Below are 2,422 nucleotides of genomic sequence, written 5' to 3'. Positions count from 1 at the left end.
TATGATTCAGGATGTCGCTCATGTTTCTGTCTCAAAAAAGCTTTACGATCTTCTTGTACCACAAAATGTTACTATTTTGGAGATGTCTACTGTTTTTCCCCTTGCCGGTCGGGGTAAACTCGCTTTATAAATTACGTTGGGAAGCGTGTCAGCGCCTACCGCTTTAGCGCCTAATTTAGTTAGTTGAGTCCCGTCGCAAGGAGAGTCAAAAACATAATTGTAAGTTTTGGTTCCCGCTTTTAAAGGAACGTAATATCTAGTTCTGGTTGCGTAAACATCTGTCTTGCGGGCCTTTGGTGCTTCTGCCACGGTCTACCTCCTGTAAGTTTCAAAAATTAAAAGTTGAAGAAAGCCTTCAAAATCTACCCAAAAGTAGGATAAACGTCGGTAACAGCAGAGCGCTGAAATACAGTTATCGAATACGTTCGAGGTGTGACGGTAACGGTAGTTGTAGTTTGATTCGGAGGATAAAAAACAACCTGTTCGGGTCCGACGCCAACTAACAGCGAAGTAATATCGCCCCCAGGAACTGTATTTGCGGTGTTAAAGGTTGTTTGGGCCGCTGCGTAGGCATCCAAAATGTTAGTAATTGGTAGCAGCCCGGGAGCGGTAGCGGCGTAGTCGGTATCGAGAACAATGCCTGTAGGGAGCGCTGCTTGCAATTCGGCGACGGTAATCTGTTCTGCCATGGTTTTTCTGTCCTTCAAGGTCTGCTATTTGAACTTAACGAACCTCAAAACCCTTGTCAACCATAGCTTTGGCAAATTATGGTGTACCAAGGTGTGATGTGGAACCCTAGGGTTCTGCCGTAGTACGCACACTCTAAACAATGCTCTATAAATTTTTGTAACGTGAACTTAACTCTCTACCCTAAGCTAGGTACTCCCAGCAAAAGAGCCTTAACCCGCAAAACGGGTCGGTGGGGAAAACCTTACATTTACCGGCCTCGCGGTCGCTTATTGGAACGGTTGGCCCGCGAGACAGGTTTGACACTCACTCAAGTGAGATCGCAGTTAGACAAAGAGCGCGCCTATTTAATCGCTCAAAAACACCTAACCTAGCAGCGACAAGTCAGGAGGCGCGTCGTCGGGCCACAAATCAAATTCAATTCTCTCTTCTGTCCAAATATTGCCGGCAATATCCTCGCGACCGTCTAAATCGGCGGCGCGTTTTTTCCAAACCAATACTGCTTTTGTCGGATAAACAATGTAGGGTAGCGACCGTCGACGCGGTGTAGGGTCTGTATAACCCGAATCTCGAACGCCGTTAGGCAATATTTCAGCAGTTGAGAGTATTAATAGCTCTTTGATTTTCTGAATACCCTCATTTTCTGTACTTGCGTAACATTGAACTTGTCGCCCGTTGTTTAGGCGTGCGGTAACAAGTCTTTGCCCGCTCGTGTACTGTTTCGCCGCTCGTTTTACTTCTTCCCAGGTCAACCCGCGCTTGATATCGGGGATTGTAATTTCGCGGCAGCGAGCCCTTTTGCCAGATGGCATTGTCCACGGAGGAGCAATTTTTTCTCGAAATTCGATATGCAAACTGCGCTCTTGCACGCCCGGAGTAACGTATTCGTCTGTCGGCGCGCCGTTAATTAGCACTCCCACGTCCCGGTTGCCGAGCATTTGGTGGGTTGCGAGCACGTTGACGATTGTTGGCCTGAGAACGGCTTCGGGCCCGCTGAGGATAATCCGCTCGTCGGGTGCGGAACGATCGGGCGTAATTTCCACGGTGCGATCGCTCCCGAGAGGCCCGTTTCTCTGCATTGCCTGCTGCGCCAGCCAAGCATCAATCCCGCCGGCAACTGCAAAACCCGCTTCTATACAGGCTTCCGTACCTTCCTCAAAGGCCTCCTCTGTGAAGTTGCGCCAAAAAGCGTTGGGGATTGACTCTATTTTTTTCTCTACAGCCTTCGCCATAGTCCACGATTCGCCCGTACCCCAATTATTGACGTTTTTATCGCCCATGACGCTGCGCAGCGCCATGCCGAAGGGATTTGAGGGGTCTTTGAGTGCTCGGCGCACATCTTTGTAAAGCCACAAAAAAGTAGCTTGCGCTCCCATCCGAAACCCGGCGTTAATCACTTCACTGGCGGCGTCTAGCATTTCGTCTAGCGCTTTTTCGCCGACTTCTTTTAATAGGTACGCACCCATCGACTGGTTAAAACTGAAAACTGTGGCGGCCGGCACTAACCCGCATCCTATCCAACCGATCGCGCGGCCGACTGCGCCGCCTAAAATACCCCCGAAGGAATTCCACAATCCTTCTATTTGCTTGTCGATTGCCGTGTCTGAAATATTCCAGTCAAAGTTATAAATAAATTGAGTTGCGCGTAATTGCTCAACCCCCTTGACAAGAGAACGAGATAGACATTAGATAAAGGAATGAAAAAACTCCCTGACCTAAAACAACTATCGGATGA

3 protein-coding genes are annotated in these 2,422 nt (G+C 48.8%); all 3 read right to left on the bottom strand.

What is annotated here, in order from left to right:
• Nucleotides 1-42 precede the first annotated feature (42 nt).
• The 3 genes from E5S67_RS31705 to E5S67_RS31695 all read right to left on the bottom strand — a co-directional run bounded on the left by E5S67_RS31705 (nucleotide 43) and on the right by E5S67_RS31695 (nucleotide 2,261).
• Nucleotides 43-309, bottom strand: coding sequence for a hypothetical protein (locus tag E5S67_RS31705; RefSeq protein ID WP_172193420.1), 267 nt, complete (start codon nucleotides 307-309; stop codon nucleotides 43-45).
• Nucleotides 310-362: 53 nt separating this feature from the next.
• A complete protein-coding gene (locus E5S67_RS31700) occupies nucleotides 363-689 on the bottom strand; it encodes a hypothetical protein (protein ID WP_172193418.1) in 327 nt (108 codons plus the stop codon).
• Between the two features lie 363 nt (nucleotides 690-1,052).
• Nucleotides 1,053-2,261, bottom strand: a complete 1,209-nt coding sequence (locus E5S67_RS31695; RefSeq protein ID WP_172193415.1) for a hypothetical protein — start codon at nucleotides 2,259-2,261, stop codon at nucleotides 1,053-1,055.
• Nucleotides 2,262-2,422 lie beyond the last annotated feature (161 nt).

It is taken from the genome of Microcoleus asticus IPMA8 (assembly GCF_013179805.1).
GTDB classification, from domain to species: Bacteria; Cyanobacteriota; Cyanobacteriia; order Cyanobacteriales; family Microcoleaceae; genus Microcoleus; species Microcoleus asticus.
Note: the sequence above shows the minus strand (reverse complement) of the source record. Positions and strands in the feature narration are given on the sequence as shown.